Genomic DNA, 18,245 nt, shown 5'->3' on the forward strand with positions numbered 1-18,245 from the left:
ACCTCCTGTGGTGTTTTTCGTGAAAAGTGTGAAACACACTTTTTACACTTTTCACACCATTATCTCATCTTTTGGAGACGCAAGGAAGTTGACTGGTTATTCACCATTTACCTATGTACAAGAACATGGCTACGATACGAGAGATGATCTGCAGAACCAATACAAGGAAATCCTTTCCAAAGGACAAAGGGCAAAATCTGCACTTAACGCAGTATCTGCAGAATTAAAAGTTACAAACATGCAGCTTAAACACCTCGGAAGCTACTATGCGAATCGGCGAATTCATAACCAAATGACAAAAGAATTAAACAAAAAGAAATTCCGGCAAGAGCATCAAAAGGAACTGACAGCTTACAAAGGATCCAAAGAGTGGCTGAAAGGACAATTCCCAGATGGAACGTTTCCTACCGTTAAGGAGCTACAAATAAAAAAAGAAGCTCTGGAAAATCGCAAAGCGACGCTCCAAAGCAATTATGAATATTATCGGGATTATGAAAAAGTTCTCCGCACCGTGAGTGCAAATGTAGATGATATTCTTGGAGTGGATACCAGTCGGCAGAACAGCAAACAACACGAGGAATTATCTTAAACCTTATCCGAAATGAACTCGGCCGAAAATGACCGAGTTCAAAATATATACATTCTCTATGGTGTTAAGAAAATTAAACAGCAAGGCTTTTGGCTATTGCTATCATTTTTCCGAGATTTTCCCGAAACTCAATTTCATCTGTTTCAGGTCCCCAACTAATTCTAACCGAACTTTCAATGTCCTCTATTGGTATACCCATAGCTTCAAGTACATAACTTGGTGAATAGCTTTTTGACGTACATGCAGAACCGTTCGAAACACTACAATATTGCTTACTTGAGAGCATCAATGCCTCTGACATTACTCCTTTGAAACAGATATTCGCAGATGAATCAACACAGTAATTTTGATCGCCATTATAATGGTAATCCACACCAGAATCATTCAATAGTTCTTCTAATGTGCTTTTTAACTTTCTAAGTTTATGAGAGTTCTCTTTATATTCAATTTCTGCTATTTCACATGCTTTTCCACAACCAGCTACCAGAGCTACTGGTATTGTCCCTGGACGTATACCGTGTTCTTGTTGTCCTCCATACATAATATTCTTTACTGGAGGCAATTTATATCTCTTTTTTTTCAGAACTAGAACTCCGACACCTTGTGGTCCTTTCAGCTTATGAGCACTGAACGAAAGCATGTTATATTTGAGATTTCTTATTTCATCTACTAATTTCCCACAACTTTGTGTCGCATCAACATGAAACAGTACATTACGCTTCTCTAACTCTGATCCGAGTTCTGCTACAGGCTGAATAATTCCAGTTTCATTATTTACATGCATAATCGAAACTAGAAGAGTATCATCTCTAACTTTATCCAATATTTCTTGCACATTTACTTGTCCGGATAAATCCGGATTCACAAGGTCTATTTCAAAACCTTTCTTTTTCATCATCTTTACAGTTTCAAGTACTGACTTATGCTCGACTGCAGAGGTGATGATATGTTTCTTATTTGTTTCTAACGCATATTCTTCTAATCCCTGTATTGCGATATTATTACTTTCAGTGGAACCACTCGTAAAAAATACTTCCGAGGAATTGATTCCTAATAAGGATGCCACTTGTTTACGTGCATCTTCCACCGTAATTCTTGCCTGCTCACCATGGTTATGTGTTCTACTGTCTGCATTGCCATATGAATGTAAATAGGTATCCACCATAACAGCAAGAACTCGTTCGTCAATCGGTGATGAAGAATTATTATCAAGATATATTCCCATCAGTTCTCCTTTATTGCCAGGTTCATTAAATCATCTAAGTTCTTAATATAATTTGTCCCAGATAAATGTGCTATACCTCTTTCCAAATGTAATTTAAAATACTTTGAAAGTGTTTCTTCATCTGTTGGAAGTCCCATTTTTATACACCATGCTTTCATGAGTGCATCATACAAATCACTATATTCTCCCGCAAAAGTAAACCATGACATTTCAACATTGCTGTCTGCGACAATTGGTATGTCAGTTGGCATAGAATATTCACCTAACGAATAACAAAGTGCCCATCTACATAGAACATTCCAGTTTTTTATTCCTGTTTTACCCTTTAATCTACCAAGCCTGTCTTTTGACTGACTTGATAATCTTATTTGTTTCACTATCATGTTTATTTTCCTTCGAATAAATATCCTTTTTTTATTGTTGTTTTCATCAGTTCGTCATCATATACCAATGTAAATTCATCTCCAATGTGTGGTTTCAACAGTTCATAGTATTTCTGATCAATTTCTGAATCTGTAGATAATATGATAGTCTGATCACTTGCATTAGGAAAATAGGTTGATATCAAAGCTTCTCTGTGAATGGAATCCAATCGTGATAATGGGGTATCTATAATCACTGGAAGTTTTTTCTTGGAGCAGATTGCCAAGGCCCACAGCAAAGAGATAACCGTAAGCTGTTTCTCTCCTGCAGATAGTTTTTTCTTTTCAACTTCCTCACCTGCTCCATTAAGATAGTGAATATCCAACGTTACTGGATCCATTTGTATCTCCTCAATCAAATGCTTTTTGTATGCAAGTTTTCTATAACAATCGGTCATTGTTTTTGCTAAGATATCAGTCTTTCTTTGCTGAAGTCTGATTCGATATCGCTTAATAATCTCTATTGCCATGTGTGCATATTTTACGGTTCTTTTATTATCATCATCTGATTCAAGTGATGATAATACTTGTTCCGCAGCTTTACTAAATTCTGATTCTGCAATCATAGCAGCGCCATGCAATGTAGTACGCCTTTGTTGTAAGGAGGAGAGATTTACTTCTTCAGTCATTATCTCTTTTTCTAATTCTTTAATTCGTTTGAATATCCTATTTAAAGCTTTCTCATCAATGTCAACGGAAAGATAGTTATCTATTTCATCTATTTTACGCTTGCTTTCATCTCTGCGATTCAACTGAGTCTCTATATGTTTGGCACATTGATCCAATTCAAATGTATTTAATCTATTTAACTGAAATAAAGTATTATCTGTAAGACCATACAATTCTTCTTTTTTCTGAGATTCATTATCCTCTTGAACAAACTCAACAAATTTATTTAATGCGTCTTTTGTATCTGGATGTTTACTAACAAAATCAGCATAAAGATTTTGAACCTTTTTTGTAGCCATTAGAGATGTTTTGTATGCTTGTTCCAAACGGCCCTGTTCCTCAATATCAGAAAGAAGGTCTTTAACAAGCATAAGTGGCATTGCACCAGCTACCTGCTCTAAGAAATCATCCTCATAGCGATCGAGCAAAGCTAATTGGTGAGCTCTTTGTTTCATGAGATCATGACGTTGTTCTACGATATCCCCACCTTTTATTGCATATTCAGAATTCTTTTTTTCTAATTCAATATTCAAATCCTGTATTTTTTCATGTGATCGTTGAATTTCATCATCAATATCTTTTAAATCATTATCTGCAAGATCTCGTTTTTTTCTTAATTGCTCCAAGTACTGGAGATCTTGATCTTCATTCGATGCAGAGCTCAAACGTGAAATAATTCTACCAATATCATTGTTCAATTGATCCAGTACCGATATTCCCAACAGTGCTTTTATAGACTCTTTCATTTGGTCATTTGTATTTTCCACTGCTAATTCGGCAATCTTTTCACCATCAAAGAAGAAAAAGTTTGATAGAGCACTAGGCAAAATATTTTCTACGAACATCGGCCAGTTTTCAGTTAAAAACGAATTATCTTCACCGTTCTTTTTTACCCATATTCTTTCTCTTACACGTTGTGTATTCCCGTCCCATTCTCGATGAACCAAATATATTTCTTCGTCAGAACCATCAAGAGAAAATTCTAATTCCACATATGTCTTCTTAGTTCCGTCAGCCTTGTTAACGTATGATTTTAAATATTGACCATACGTTTTATATTTACTTTCTCTATATGCAAAAGAATTTGAACCATATAAGCCCAAAAGAACAGCTTCAAGAAAAGTTGTCTTACCCCTACCGTTCATTCCACCTATAAGCACTACTGGATTTGTGCCCTTAAATTCAAATTGATTGGTTGACGCATATACACCAAAATTATGCATAATCAATTTCTTTAAAATCATTCTATAGAGTCCTCATCTTCATCTTCATTTTCATCATTTAGATAATCGTATCGACCATCTAATGCTAATGGGTTATACTTTCCACCCAAATCTTTCTTTCGAATTACACGATCCATATAATAATGAGTTGCATCCTCTTCATTTTTATAAAATGTTTTACGAATACAGTTTTCTAAGGTTTCGGTAATCCCTTTTCGTTTGTTTAAGCTTGTAGCCTGATTTTCAATATCAATCAAGCTATAAGCCATTTCAAAAGCCAACTCTTCTCCAGGATAGAGATCATTTACAACTTCATTCACGACTTCTTCTAAGATGTCCCATTCTTCTTTCCGAAAAGCCTCTGAACCTACCCATTCTGGATCATCAAATTTGTTACCAGTAACTTTCTCATAAATTCTAGGTAATGAATCCTCGAATTCATGTTTGTCAAACACCCATATTCTTCGAATACATCTAAGTTCGGGGATAGTTATCAGTTCTAAATCTGCAAATTCTTCTGGTCCATTTTCATTTATGTCTTTTTGAATTTCTAATAATTCCTCAAGCCATTTTTCACGCCAATATTTCAAATAAGGACCATGATGTAATTGTTTATATGTTCCTTGGAGATGACCTTGCATTTTTCTAAAACTTCTTCTCTCTCTGTCATTAGCCTCATCTCCGAAGTGACTTCTAAACTCTAACAATGGTGTCATCCATGCTTTTTCATCATCATTAGCAATCATTGCCTCCATGGATTTATCTTTTTCTACCATTGTACAAACCCAACAGCCAAAACGGCTTTTTCCACAACTAGGAAGTCCTTTCTCGACCATTAACGGACATTCATTATCAGCCGTTGCACCTTTGTATAGTGTCAAAAGATCTGTATTAGAATAACCCCAAGGATTTCTATACTGCATAAGAAAGATCCACACGTCATCGTCTGTCCAATCTTCCAGCGGCGAGAATACCAATTCATTTGCCATTGTTGAACTCGGACTCAGCAGCTCTCTTACTCGTTTTTTCTCATAATATGCCATTGTCTTTGCTCTTCGAGCACTTTCTGCTTTACGAGTACCAATAACTAATATGATTTCTCCGTGTTCGGCTATCTGTTCTTTAACAAATTTGTTAACAGGTTGTATTTTTAAACGATCTGTACACCAACGTAATTTTTTTCTTGGAAATGGGTATCCTCTTCCCAAAAGATTTACCCAAAAAGTATTATCCGTTTCTGGAGTTAATCTATGCGTTACAAATGGAAGACCAGATTGTTCTGAACGTATATCCATAATCTCAAGAGAATCCTGAACCCACTTTGAAATTACAGGAGATTCTACCATGGTATCTGTATTTATAACGTGTATCTTCTTCGCATTTTTTAATTGTTCTGCAGGTAATTCCTCGATTGCCAACCATACAAGCTGTAATGCAGCTGTACTATCTTTTCCGCCGGAATAACCTATAACCCATGGAATATCGTCAGCCAAATACAGATTTCTAATCGTATCTTTTAAACCTTCAATGGTATCCTTAGTTATAGTCGGGCCCTTTCTATTCAATTCACAAGTCATATTATTGTCTGCCATAATATTTTTACTCCTAAACATTTAAACTTTCGAGATATCTCTTCTCTTTCAGTTCTTCGTCTGGCAGAAGTGGGATACCAAGTTCTTTTTTTATTTGATTAGATGCGAGAAGAATTGCTTTATTGCTCGTTAGTATTTTTCCATCTGCTCTTATAACTCTATGTTTCCAAATAGACGCACTTCTTCTCCAGTCAATTTTTTTTAGTTTTTTTAGTATTTCATATATATCTACTTCAGGACTATTGAGAAAATATGAGCCAACTTGCCCCAAAGCCTGAATGACAACACCCTGAGTGACAATGTAGTTTTCTCGTAAATCCACTTTCGAGATTTCCTTCTTGTTCAACTCATTCCAATGGACAATATTGGATGAAACACAATTCCAATATTTACTTAGAAAAACCTGTATCTCATCATTGGGTTCTTTACCTTTTATCGTTCTTTTGATAGAGCTATAAAAGGTATTTAATGTAAATAGATTTGAGGAGTACTTCCCTAAATTGTCTTTTTCTTTGTCTGTGTATTCATTTAAAAAAGGAACGTTTGAAACAACATTCCTCGTAATCACTGCAATATCGTCCCGTGAATCGTACAATTCTGCTATCGAATTAGATGTCTTCACAGCATGTTTGTTTAAGTCGGTAAATATTTGTTGACTACGTGATAATCCCGTATCTTCATACAAAACAACAGAAATTGTCTCATTCCCTAAATCAGGCTCCTCGTTAAGAGCATCCAGAATAGCAGCTTTTCTATGTTGTCCATCATTTATTAAAAATCTTGCATCCATTGATACTTCCAATATTCCAATATCAGTACCGTCATTACTTGATAAAAATTTGAAATCACCATCAATAGAAGCAGCCAAGGCAGAAAATACATATGAGTCTCTGTTTTCAGTGATATATTTACTAATCACGGGTATTCGACTTTCATTCAGCTTTCTCTGTGCACGATATTCCGGTAAAACATATTCGTCCTCATTCGGAAACAACCTTCCCAGCATTCGCATAGGAATCATAGCAATGTAATATTCTCGTCCTGCTTGGATTCCCCTCACCACAGGAAATTTATATGCAAAATCCATCTTGACCTCCACGAAAAAAGTGATATACTTAAGTATACTACTTAAGTATATCACTTCGATCTTTTTGCGTCAATTTGATTTCAGCTGTTTATACAATTCCCAAAATGCATGATCTTTAATATATTTTGGTTTTTCAGAACTGATTTTAACAATACTATGATGCTTTTCTAATTGCTTAATATCACTAAATAGCCTCTGACTTTCGACACTTTTACTATCTGTTTTGAAAACAAAGTCCACATCACTGGTTTTAAGATCGGCAACATTATGTACAATCCACGTTAATATATATTTGGCATAATCATCATCTCCGGATCCAAAGTGCTTTAGGAATTGAGTAGATAGGATTGTACCCACACCAAATTCTCGACCTTCTTTTAATATTTTCTTTAACGAAGGAAATCCTTCAGACATGAAATTATCAGCCTCGTCAACCAAGATAAGTTTTGTCAACTGTCTATATTTTCCCTCTAACTTACTTGAGCCAGTAGCTTGCATCTGAACATAGAATAAATCAAGGGTAATGGCAACAATTAAGCTTTGTATATCTGAATCGTAGCCTGATAAATCGATTACAACTACTCCATTTAACAATTCGAATAAAGATTTTGTTTGACTAGGATTGTTTTCAAACACTTGGAATTGATGCAATTTATTCATAGCAGCTGCAAGTGAATCATTCTTCTTAATTTCCTCATCATTCGCATATCGCTGGTATACTTGTTCAAATGTTGGAGCTTCATTGTCCCAACTAGAAGGATCTGCAGCTCTTATTCCACATACACCGTAAGTTTCGATAATACACTGGAATAAAGTATCTTGTTGCTTTGGTCCTAATCCATAAACCTTTGAAATAGTATCTTTAAACGCATTTGCAGTATGAATCGGAAGCAAAGGCTTAAATACTTTTGATTTTATCAATGCCAATGGATTAAATGGTAATTGATACGGCTTAAGGATTTTTGCATTTGTTGCATCTACAAAATCTTGTTTGCTCTCATTGTAGTCTCCCTTATAATCAAAGATCAGTATTCCCAGGTTTTCTTCTCCAATGTTTTTCTCACGTTCCAAATACAACTGAGTAATTAAGGACTTTGTGAACTGAGTTTTTCCAGTTCCCATAGTTCCAATGATACCTGTATTTGTATGGAATAATATATCCGTATTATTCGGCTCCCAAATCACATCTGAACCATCCTGCTGGTTGAGTCCAAACAGAACTTTCATACCCTCAGACTTTGATTTTGGTACATCTTCATTTTCCTTATCTTCGTGAGTTTGTGATTCATCATCCTGCTCATTTTCTGAAGAAGTGTCTTGATGATTATCCTTTTCATTTTCAGCTGGATCATCTTTAGTTCCTTCAGATGATGATTCTTCCAACTCCGTAGAAGTTATTCCAGTAATATCACCGGTTAGCTTCTCAACTTTACATTCCTCGAATAGTAAAAGATCATTATTTCGGGTATTTTGAATATCCTCATGAATTTCATCAACACTACTCAAAATAAGATCAAACTCATCCTTTTCAGGCATTTCAATAAAGTTAATTGTATCTTCTTTAAAAGATGTCTTTCTTGAAGTCAATGATTGTCTGAAGGATAAGACTGAACCACGTCCGAGTATTTCTTGAATGTCGGTGGAAATAATATAATCCTCATTCAAAAGTGCTGATCTGTATTTATCTAAAATCAAATCCCAATTCTGTGAATCATCAACATGATAAACCTTCATTTTTTTACAACTTGTAACTAAAAGTTGCATCAAGAAATTTCTATTCACTTTGTACATGATAGTACTAGTGATATCATCTTCAGGATTCATTGCCTCCTGCAAACCTGTTGCCGTTGCGGAAACCTGTTGGAATGCTTTCTTTATAACATCATTGGCATTTATTCCAGTTTTGACTTCTGTAGGATACAAGTAAATTTTTATTTGATCCGTTACGTGATTTAAGCCGATAAATAGTAAGTCATCACTGGTCGGTCCCTTTTCAAATCCAAGGTTTTTGTAAGATAATATTCCATCGGCACTAGACAATCCCGCTCCTCCTGATACACGAAGCATTTCTTCCAGTGAAATAGGTACCCAAACGATATCAGGATGTCTCAAAAAAGCAAGCATAAACTTAATTGCAGCAACGATACTTATTTTTTCACGAGAGAATGTTGAGTCCTTGTTTGCTCCAATCATTTTTTTGGAAGACACCAAACGTAACAACCAGTCACCATTAATTGCATTAAACAAATTAATAATTTTAGCAACGTCTTCTAATTCTGCTGATACCCCCTTTTCTTTAAGATATTCTTGAATTACCTTAGAATATTGCTTGGACTTATGAGTTACAGTAATGGCATCATAACCACTACTTGAGGTATATTGATCACTATAATGGATAATCAGCAAATCACTATTGGCTTCTTTTTCACTAAAGAAATCGAGATCTACTTTTGGATCAACAAAAACAACCCAATTGGATGCATTATAAATACCCTCCATTTTATCTTCAGCCAATTTATCGATCTGGGTTGAAATACTTGTTCCTGAATGATACGGGTTACCAGTGTTTCCTACCTGAACAAGTGAATTGTATTTTGTAGCAAGCTCTATTACAGGTGTTTTCCTTGCGTATTTTGTACCAAAACCAGTTCTATACTTTTGTCCATATTTGCTGGAAGGAACCCCTGAAACAATACCCCCTAAGGAGATACCTGTTTCAATTTGATCCATTGTAGCGGATTCTGATGTGATTTCTGACTCCATTTCATAAAATGATATATGGGCATATTCATATTGCTTTCCAGTATCCTTGTGGAAATAACATTCAATATTTTTAGATAGAACCCCCTCCAAGCTATTCATCGCCACACCATTGGCAAAAGAGAGTTTTGACTCTGTTAAATAGCTCTTTAAACGAGAATATTCTTTTATATTCTCAAATACATTTGTCTTTTTCCCATCAGAGTAGATATGCAACTCAAATTTCATAAGCTGATCAACATCTGGTGCTTTCCCAATAGCATGAATATAATATTGCGCTATGCCATTAAAAACATCGCTACAGTCTCCCATATTAATAAGATTAACTTTTATTGTTTTGTTATTAATATCCGAGAAAATATATTTAAAGTGGGAGATAAACTCGGTGATTTTTTCTTCAATCAATTTTGGAACATACCGTCTGCTACCACGATATTTTCTGTTCTCTACTGGCGCATAATATTTCCATTCCATAGAGTACATTTGGTCTGATACCTTATATATTTTCTTGTTATGTTTTGTATACGGCAACAGATAAATGGAATTGAGACGGTCAATCACAATATCACTAGCATTCTCGAATTTTGTTTCTTCACATAATTGAAGTTGGTAGGCAATGTTTAGAGGATGAAATGGGGTAAACAATAATTCCTCATCATTTCTTCCAACGAACATAGTTCCCAACAACAGTCCATTTTCTTGTTCTGGACTTAAGTTACTACCATCTTTAAGCGTTGCATATAACAGATTAAATTCCTTTAAATAGTTTTCTGCAGCATCTTTTAACTCTCCAGATAAATACGCTAAAGTAGGAATTGTATTACATTTTTTATATGCTTGAAGTAAATCATAATAGGCTTGTTTTAAGGTTAAAGGCAAGGCTAATTCTTTAGCGTCGATTTCTAAATCATCCGTCCCATGTATATGTTTGCATTTACCATATAGAATTCTTTCATTGATGATCTTTTTCTCAATTCGTAATTCCTTCAGTAAATTTGTCTTAGCATGATATTCCTGGGAACCTCTATAAAAATGATCTCCATCTTCCTCAATCTCAAAACTCTTCTCCATAGAAAACTTTTCTCGAAGAATTTTACGTCCAATCATTTCAACACTTTTCACCTCATCAGGGAAGAGTATAAGCGGAAGTACAATACCCGAAAAGTTAATTTCTATATAAATTCCGCTACCGAAATCAGAAAGTTCTTCCTCTGTTGTATATAAATGTAAACGTTCATCATATTTACATTTATACTCCGTATTATCATTCAATTTTTCTGAAACATTAGCCGCACCATTAGAATTAAAAACAAGGTCCGTTCCTATTCCAACTAATTTTACCTTACAGTTCTTCTTTGTCTTTTTGTAGTCGATAACGAAATTTCGTTTTATACTACTTAAGTATTCAAGTGAAACATCAATAATGCACAATTTAAATACATATGTAATATTATTTACAGCATCTTTAACTTCTATCTTATGAAATGAAACCCCGTCTCTTTCAAAGCAGAAAATCAGGCTTTTACCATCACGAACATATGAAGCATCATCCGCAGAAATATCGTTATTCAAAACACGAGCATTACACTCAAGTCGCATGTGTATTTTCGGATATTTCTCTGCATTGAAAACCATCATACTTCTAGTTCTTTTCTTGGTTTTCATGGAACCTTCGTTTCTGATAAAAACCTTTTCGTCTATCGGTAGAACATTCAGTGGCATATCTCCGTAAATAGAAATATCTTTTAAATCGATATTAAGAGGATTATCTTTCTTCGCCTGTTTCTTTTCCCTGGCAGCTAACATTTCTGCATATGTAAAAAGCATACTCCAATGTTCAGGATCATCTTTACGACTTTTTTCAATACGAATCAAAAATCCTTCTTCAAATTCTTCTGCCAAATCAGCTTCTACGTTTCCAAATCGAATGCTTCGATCTATCTTTTCGAAAAGATCATGATTTTCTTTAATCTTTTTATCAATTTGAGCCTTTCCTTCATTCTGATAGTCTTTTTTTCCATCTACGGGGAACAATCTAAAACCAGGATAATTCTCTTTTTTAATACTTCCGCTACTCATAATGGAGAGCAGATCTCGATACTCGTACAGTGAAGCCTTGTCACTAAAAACATCATTATCTCTTCTTTTTAATTCAAAATCGAGAATTCTTTTTTCGAGAGTTGACAACTGAGTGCTTTCCTCAGCCATTTTTCTTATCTCTGTCATTAAATTATCAGCATAAAACGGCATACCATTTGCAGCCATATCAATGGATCCACTTTTAGCACTATCAATTAGATTTGAAGAAATCATCAAAAGCGGCTTTCCAGCAACATTAGCTGCATTTCTCAATGTTGCACAGAGAAAGTCCTCCGTCATACCATTGATTTGTGCTGCTATTATTATTTCGTTATCAATAACTTGTAAGGTAAAAGTCCTGTACACGGAACCATCCATACATTGATATTCATATTCGCCACAATTATTTTCTTTTGTTGCTAATTCTTTTATTGCATCGGATACTGCTTGAACAGTTTCAGAGTCATCTAATTTTAAGCAAAAGCTTTCTCCTCTTTGCAACGCACCTTCTGCTGATAGTTCTAAGAAATAGCGATTTATTCTCTTTGCAATAAAATCATAAAATTCTTTTAACATACTGTGCATCTCCACTATCGCTTTTTTTGTCAATAAGGTTCAGTTTGGTAAAAAACTCCTGCAAATATTCTTTTGATGTATTATCAAGGAAAATACCTCTATATTCATACTCTTTATATAAATCAATTAGACGTATTTTATCTTTGTCCTTAATAGAGATTTTCGTCAAAAATATAATATCTCTTTCTGTTAGATTCAAAACCAAGCCCGATTTTCTTCTGTTTTTTACCCACCTTGTTTTACAAAACTCAGTAAATTTTTCATTATAAAACTGGTTTGCTCTTTTTCTATCTGTATTTAAAAATTGTTCTTCCACGCATCTATACAGATGACGGATAGCAATATCCGTTTTTGTTCCGCCTGAAGAATACGGAATCTGCTCAAACTTTTTATAATCTCCAACGCAAGATGTATATGCCTTCTCGGCTTTTTCAATTTCCGAGGCAATAACTTCATCTTGATCTGGATGTTCAGTAACATATTCTTGCAATGCAATATAATCCAACATTATACCTGGGAGAGTGTGTTGATTAAGTATTTCTAATGTTAACGCATGACTAAACATATGATTAGCATTTGCCTGAATTCTTTCCCAACCTTCCACACAACACTTTCTATTCTTGCTGACTTTTTCCCAATCCAATGCATAATACAAGTGTACTGGACAATTTCTTTTTCCCGATCCAAAATTATCAAGAGTTACGCATGCTTGAGACATATAGTAAAAATAATAAACAGATAAAAGATTCGATAAATCATCCAATGAAGTCATTCCTGTATTTAACATGAAATGAAAATCCTTTTTAAATTTTTCTTGAACGTCAATGATAATAGGAAAATACGACTTGCCATTATCCGTCACCCCTGCTTTTGAAGATTGAATTGCATCTACAACCATTTTTTCAACAACATTATACGGATGGTTTTTCATAGCTTCTTCTATAATGTCACAATCATTCCCATTCACACCAAACACATCGAGCAAGAATCCGGCAAGTCGATCTGCACTTTTGTTGTTTACTTTTGTTTGATATGGATAAAGACCTAAGTTTTTGGCTACAAAATCATCGCCTTCAAAAAATAAGGATTGTATCATTTCTTTGAAAAGATCAATATCTTCATCCGCAATATCCATATCAGATATAATATCATCACATAAAGTATCGAATTTTACCGGTTCAGTTTCCAGTTTTAATGATCTTCTAAAAAAATCACTTACAACTTCTTCCAATTCTGTAATAATCGGCGCTTGAGCCTTTCCACTAGCCTTATATGGAAATAATTTAAAATTTATATCTTGTGTATGTGTAAGACGCAAGGAGTCGATTGCTTTATCATCTTTTACATTGAATGTTTTGCAAAATGTTGCATAATCAAATTGATATTCCATCATCTCACCACCTTAAATTTATAGACTCCAAATTTGGTCTTCTCGATGATTGCTTTTCTATTATCATCTGTTACCAGAGAGACTTCTTTATCTGCAGATCCTGTTCTTAGTATTTTTTGAATAAAGCTAATAAAATCAGCATGATTATTTCTATCTTCTGCGGTTTGAATATATCCAGCAGCAAGTTTATATATCATCTCATACAGGGAATAATCTATATCCAAAGGTATAACTTCTCCAGTTTTTTTATTTTCATATTTCACAGTAATAAACGGCAAGAATCGTTGAAGTTCGTCATTCTTCTGAATGCTTGTAGAATCATCTAAATATGGTTCAAATTCGATATGCTCATACAAGGCAATTCCTTCATGTAAATCATCGAAACAGATATGATCTCGATCTTCGTTTCCGCACCATTGAATAATCGCTTCTTCAACAAGACCATATAATTCACCATACTTTTTCTTTGTGCCTGTATTAAAATAATATAAGGTGCTTAAAAAAGAGGAATAAGCATCATCAGATTTCTTTCCAACTTGAATTTTCTTCAATCGTTCTAACACATTAAACAACTGCGCCTTCAGGATTTTGTCACTATTAATTTTTTCTATAGCAGATGTTTGACACAATACCTTTGAGTAAGATTCTCGTCCTATAACGTTTGTTACCTCTTTTGATACATCTGACGAAACATAGTAGGAAATAGCATCCTCATCATCTTGCTCCGAACGTTCCAGTAGTGGATCATATTTTCGAAGTTGATTTAATAGCAAAGATTTGTCCGTATATTCATACATCAATGATAACGTTGTATCACTAATATATTCTTTTAGAAATGATACTTCGTTTGTTGATGACCGTGCCATTTTCTTGTAATTGAAACTTTGGGCAACCACAATATCATAAATGTAGTTCAATATTTCACGGGTAGTAAGAATTTCCTTATCTTTTATTGTCACCTCAACAAGGGCATTTGCAACATAGTTTCTGTTTTTTTCGTTAGCAAGAAATTCAAAATTATGTTTAACTGGACACTTCTCCGAAAGCGGACAATCCTGGCAATTATTATTGTAAACAATGTAAAATGGATTCTCTTCATCCATGATAAATATTTTTTCCAATATTTTTTCTATATATTCCGGCTTAATTCCCTGTGCCGTAAGATTATACATATGATAATCTGAAAAACTAACATGCTGAAATGCACTATTTTCTTCATAACCTTTTTCATTTAATTGATTGGTTAGAATATTACTGTTTATAACGTACTCATGTAGCTGCTTGAATGAATCTCCATAAGAGGATTCAACAAAATTACTCAAAACACCGAGATTAATAGCCAAAATAAAATTATCACCAGGCAGGTCTAAGTTTTCATCAGAGAATCCTTGCAAAGCTTCATTTAATGTTTCTATTGCTGTTTTAGAAGGTGCACTACTTTCAGTTGCGTCATTGTATACAACATAATTATCTAAAAGTCTTAAATCATTCTTTAAATACGACAAAAGATGTGATTTACCATCACCGGCACTACCGCATAGCAAAACAAGACTTTTCTTCCCAGAAATTTCTATCTTATGCAATATTTCAATTAGATCTTCTTCAGCACTTCTTGAAACATGCATGTATTTCTTAAAGTCATCAAATTTACCTATTCCATCTATAGAATCACTTGAGGACTTTCTTAATCTATTCAGTTCATCTACAAATTTACAATTTCCCATTACGCACCTCTCTGCTCAGAAGACTCAATTGTTACTACATCATCAATATTACAATTCAATGCCTCACATATCTTCAAAATTATAGCTAATGAAACGGGTTCATTTCTTTTCATTTTTGACATTGTACTAGTACTTATTTCTGCTTCTTGGCATAATGTGCCTTTCTTCATTTTTCTATCGATAAGCGTTTTCCAAAGATTGTTGTAACTCAGCTCCATACCGTCACCTCGAATAAGTATCTATATAATTAATTTGCTGTTTTTATTATATCTTTCAAAATCTGATACATCAAGGATTCCTATTCGAAAATACTGTTTTTGCGTCATTTTTACACTAAATAAAGAGTAATTTGCATAAAAAAAGCACCCTGACAGTCCATCTCGACCACCAAGGTGCTATCCATTATCCCACAGCCACATTTTCCTTTTCTTTTCGCTCTTTCTCAATCATCTCAAACAACCGATCCACTCTGCGTAATGCAGCTCGTTGTTTCCTTTTCTTTGCCTGTTTCTCATATTTCTTGTTCTTATACACAATTCTTTTATCTCCACGTTTTACAGCAGCCTTGTACTTGTCGTGGTCATAAATATAATTCAGTGCCAAAGCAATATTCTTGAAATAGAGCTGATCCTTCTGCTGATGGTATCTTCCTATTTCCGGATGTTTGAAATCCAACGGAGCCTGTCTGGAATTTCGATGATATAGGGCAATCTGTTCCATACCTCTGGAATAGACCAGTTTCCAGCATCCCATATCTGTCTTTACATACAGGATTCCTTTTATGTATTTGAACTCCATGTTCCGAGTATTTTTATTCCATTCAATGATTTTCTTTTCAGTACTGCACAGAAAGCTCATGTTATTGCAATGTCTACAAGCGCAATAGCCACGATGCTTGACATCTTCCCAGAGCAATGTTTCTCTGTTTCCCGGCTTCATAAAGCCTATGTATTTACAAGTTGGTCTATGGTAAATATTGGATTCTATACTCTTAATTCGTTTTGTACTCATTTTGTCTCTCCTTTCAAAAAGAAAAGCCCTTCACTACCACATACGGTAATGAAAGGCTTCACCTTAACGTCTATTCAGTTCTCTGTTTTGTTCCAAGTATTTCGGGATTGGCTTTCCTGATCGAATCGCAATCTCAATCTGCTTTTTATGAAGCTTTCCAATTACCGATTCTTTCTTCTTATGTTTCTTTACTTTGTTTTTTTCTGGCTGCTTTGGAAGATTATTCACACGACCATCCACCATATCATAGTTGGCTTCTCCACCGGACTCCGCCTGCCTGAACCATTCGCCATTTTGATAATATTTCTGCCAGATTTCCAGTCGTTGAAACTGTTGTTTCTGTGGCGTTGGCTTTGTCTGTGCTTGTGGTCGAATCTGATCCCGAATCTGTTGCTTTACAGCATCGTCAAAACCATTTTTCACGTTGTCCGCCATGATTTTTCCATAAGCATCTAAAACAACTGCTGGAACCTTATCACGATATTCGGTGTGCTCCAACAAGAAAAACTGCTTGCCATCAATGATGATATAATCCGTTGCCATCCAACTTCCCTTACGATTTTCCAAATGATAATCGACAGTATCCATAGAAATCAATGCACCGGAACTGTTCATGCGGATAAAGCCTTCAATCGGTGTCAGATAATCCTCACTGATGTAATAAGTGGTCAGTTCTCCTTCTTTATTGAGAACCAGAACATCGCTAACCTCAAACGTATCTTTCCTGCGATTCCAAATGGTCATTGCTGTATCATATGCAGATACTTTTTCGATACGCTGCTGCCGGTAAAATTCCATACGAATCTGCATCTTTTTCTTTTGGACCATATCATAGGGCAATCTCCAAAGAGCCTTACCGGATGAGGTTTGATCCACTCGGTAGACTGCATATTGATTAAGCTTCATGGAAATCATCCTCCTGATCTTGCAAATAAGAGCTTACATTTAATTCCTGAAATATCTCATTACTGATAAAAGCAAGCTTATAAACAGCACTGATCATCAGCTTAATTAGTTCAAGATCATCATCTTTTTTAATGGGAATAATTTTCATTGCTTCCCAAATATATTGAATGGTTTCAATTCTGGTTGGTCTCTCATAAATTGCAATAAGCTCCAACTCAGCGATCTCAAATACTATTTTCCTCATAGTGATATTGCCTCCCTCTTCTTAGGTGGTTTGTCTGTCACCTGCTCCTGTTTCTTTTTCTGAGTATTTGAAACAGATTGATTCTTTTGCTTTTTCTCCGCCGCATAGGTTTCCAATTTCTTCATGGCATCCTGAATGATTGGATTCTTCTTATAGTGGTCCACTAAATCTATGGAATCATACAAGACTTTGCCTCCGCTAAACAGCTCATATTGTCCGGAATAGATACTGTCATCCTGTAGATCAAAACCGATTCCTTTTATCCCATGCATCCGGTCGGATGGAATAGATTCATATACCTTGATTGCCTCATCCAAAGATAATCCGTCATGAAATTCACCCATTACCGGAAATTCCATACATTCTGCTACATAAAAGGTAATCGTTCCTTCCATCTGTACTTCCACAGCCTTTGTTCGTTCTTCGATAATTGCCTGCATTTCCTGTGTAACCTTATCAATGAATTCCCCGGATGTTTTACGAATCAAATCCAGAGAGCCTTTTAGCTCTTTCATGTCATGCTCCTTACTCCATCCGGAAATATAGGGAAACGAATAATCACCTGTATCTAGATTGAAAGCAGCACAAACACAAAAAGCACAGCTTTCCGCTTCAAATGTTAATGTATCCATTTGAGGCCTTATACCCATGTTTTTGTAATGTTGATCTTTTAAATTATTTTCCATAAATCCTCACTTTCTTGTAAAAAAGATGAGCATTATCAGATACGCTATTATCAGGTTTTCCC

General features: G+C 34.9%; 13 protein-coding genes and 1 pseudogene. 1 reads left to right on the plus strand and 13 read right to left on the minus strand.

From position 1 onward, the window contains the following. Window positions 1–589: pseudogene (locus tag ACTQ50_RS17735) on the plus strand (hypothetical protein); the annotation flags it as partial. A 73-nt stretch (window positions 590–662) separates the two neighbouring features. Here the strand turns inward: ACTQ50_RS17735 and ACTQ50_RS17740 are convergent. From ACTQ50_RS17740 to ACTQ50_RS17800, 13 genes are all read right to left on the minus strand, one after another. After that, window positions 663–1,814, minus strand: a complete 1,152-nt coding sequence (locus tag ACTQ50_RS17740) for a cysteine desulfurase family protein (protein ID WP_279071508.1) — start codon at window positions 1,812–1,814, stop codon at window positions 663–665. Continuing rightward, the gene (gene dndE / locus ACTQ50_RS17745; RefSeq protein WP_279071507.1) at window positions 1,814–2,197 is read right to left on the minus strand and encodes a DNA sulfur modification protein DndE; all 384 of its coding nucleotides are present in this window, start codon (window positions 2,195–2,197) and stop codon (window positions 1,814–1,816) included. Before dndE ends, ACTQ50_RS17740 begins: the two co-directional genes overlap by 1 nt. Window positions 2,198–2,199: 2 nt before the next feature. After that, window positions 2,200–4,149, minus strand: coding sequence for a DNA sulfur modification protein DndD (gene dndD / locus ACTQ50_RS17750; RefSeq protein WP_279071506.1), 1,950 nt, complete (start codon window positions 4,147–4,149; stop codon window positions 2,200–2,202). After that, window positions 4,146–5,720 carry a DNA phosphorothioation system sulfurtransferase DndC gene (gene dndC / locus ACTQ50_RS17755; RefSeq protein ID WP_279071505.1) on the minus strand — a complete coding sequence of 525 codons (1,575 nt, stop codon included), beginning with the start codon at window positions 5,718–5,720 and terminating at the stop codon, window positions 4,146–4,148. Before dndC ends, dndD begins: the two co-directional genes overlap by 4 nt. Window positions 5,721–5,733: 13 nt before the next feature. Next, window positions 5,734–6,807: a DNA sulfur modification protein DndB gene (dndB, locus tag ACTQ50_RS17760; protein ID WP_279071503.1), complete on the minus strand. Its 1,074-nt coding sequence runs from the start codon at window positions 6,805–6,807 to the stop codon at window positions 5,734–5,736. Between the two features lie 69 nt (window positions 6,808–6,876). Beyond that, window positions 6,877–12,222 (minus strand): helicase HerA domain-containing protein, encoded by a 5,346-nt coding sequence (locus ACTQ50_RS17765; protein ID WP_441485299.1) that lies wholly within the window; start codon window positions 12,220–12,222, stop codon window positions 6,877–6,879. Beyond that, window positions 12,203–13,615 carry a DNA phosphorothioation-dependent restriction protein DptG gene (gene dptG / locus ACTQ50_RS17770; protein ID WP_441485300.1) on the minus strand — a complete coding sequence of 471 codons (1,413 nt, stop codon included), beginning with the start codon at window positions 13,613–13,615 and terminating at the stop codon, window positions 12,203–12,205. Before dptG ends, ACTQ50_RS17765 begins: the two co-directional genes overlap by 20 nt. Next, window positions 13,612–15,336, minus strand: coding sequence for a DNA phosphorothioation-dependent restriction protein DptF (dptF, locus tag ACTQ50_RS17775; protein ID WP_441485301.1), 1,725 nt, complete (start codon window positions 15,334–15,336; stop codon window positions 13,612–13,614). Before dptF ends, dptG begins: the two co-directional genes overlap by 4 nt. Next, window positions 15,336–15,554 carry a helix-turn-helix domain-containing protein gene (locus ACTQ50_RS17780; RefSeq protein ID WP_297872920.1) on the minus strand — a complete coding sequence of 73 codons (219 nt, stop codon included), beginning with the start codon at window positions 15,552–15,554 and terminating at the stop codon, window positions 15,336–15,338. Before ACTQ50_RS17780 ends, dptF begins: the two co-directional genes overlap by 1 nt. 184 nt (window positions 15,555–15,738) lie before the next feature. Next, window positions 15,739–16,347 carry a hypothetical protein gene (locus ACTQ50_RS17785; RefSeq protein ID WP_441485302.1) on the minus strand — a complete coding sequence of 203 codons (609 nt, stop codon included), beginning with the start codon at window positions 16,345–16,347 and terminating at the stop codon, window positions 15,739–15,741. A gap of 63 nt (window positions 16,348–16,410) precedes the next feature. After that, window positions 16,411–17,253, minus strand: a complete 843-nt coding sequence (locus ACTQ50_RS17790; protein ID WP_441485303.1) for a hypothetical protein — start codon at window positions 17,251–17,253, stop codon at window positions 16,411–16,413. Then, a complete protein-coding gene (locus tag ACTQ50_RS17795) occupies window positions 17,243–17,497 on the minus strand; it encodes a transposon-transfer assisting family protein (RefSeq protein WP_441485304.1) in 255 nt (84 codons plus the stop codon). Before ACTQ50_RS17795 ends, ACTQ50_RS17790 begins: the two co-directional genes overlap by 11 nt. Then, window positions 17,494–18,183, minus strand: coding sequence for a hypothetical protein (locus ACTQ50_RS17800; RefSeq protein WP_441485305.1), 690 nt, complete (start codon window positions 18,181–18,183; stop codon window positions 17,494–17,496). The genes ACTQ50_RS17795 and ACTQ50_RS17800 overlap by 4 nt, the downstream gene beginning before the upstream one ends. Between the last annotated feature and the right edge of the window lie 62 nt (window positions 18,184–18,245).

Source organism: Blautia sp. Sow4_E7 (assembly GCF_052116245.1).
Lineage (GTDB): Bacteria > Bacillota > Clostridia > Lachnospirales > Lachnospiraceae > Blautia_A.